We start from the raw sequence: 242 nt of genomic DNA on the forward strand, positions 1-242 counted from the left end.
AAGGCCAGCGAGATATACAGTTAGAAGGCCTTGAAGAAGAAGTTGTAGAGCATCGCCTTTCTTCAGAAGAACAGGTGTGCTCTTGTTGTGGTGATAACCTTCATGAAATGAGCACAGAAGAAAGACGCGAATTAAAAATCGTTCCTGCCAAGGCCAAGGTATTAAAGCACATTAAGTATGTTTACAGCTGCAGAAAATGCGATAAAGAAAATACTACTACACCAGTAAAAACAGCACCTTCT

At 40.5% G+C, this 242-nt stretch carries 1 protein-coding gene; it reads left to right on the forward strand.

Going from position 1 to position 242, the window contains the following annotated elements; genetic code table 11:
- Window positions 1-242, forward strand: a 242-nt coding sequence (locus CDO51_RS13375) for an IS66 family transposase zinc-finger binding domain-containing protein (protein ID WP_205842281.1), incomplete at both ends; no start/stop codon positions are given.

Source organism: Natranaerobius trueperi, from assembly GCF_002216005.1.
Lineage (GTDB): Bacteria > Bacillota > Natranaerobiia > Natranaerobiales > Natranaerobiaceae > Natranaerobius_A > Natranaerobius_A trueperi.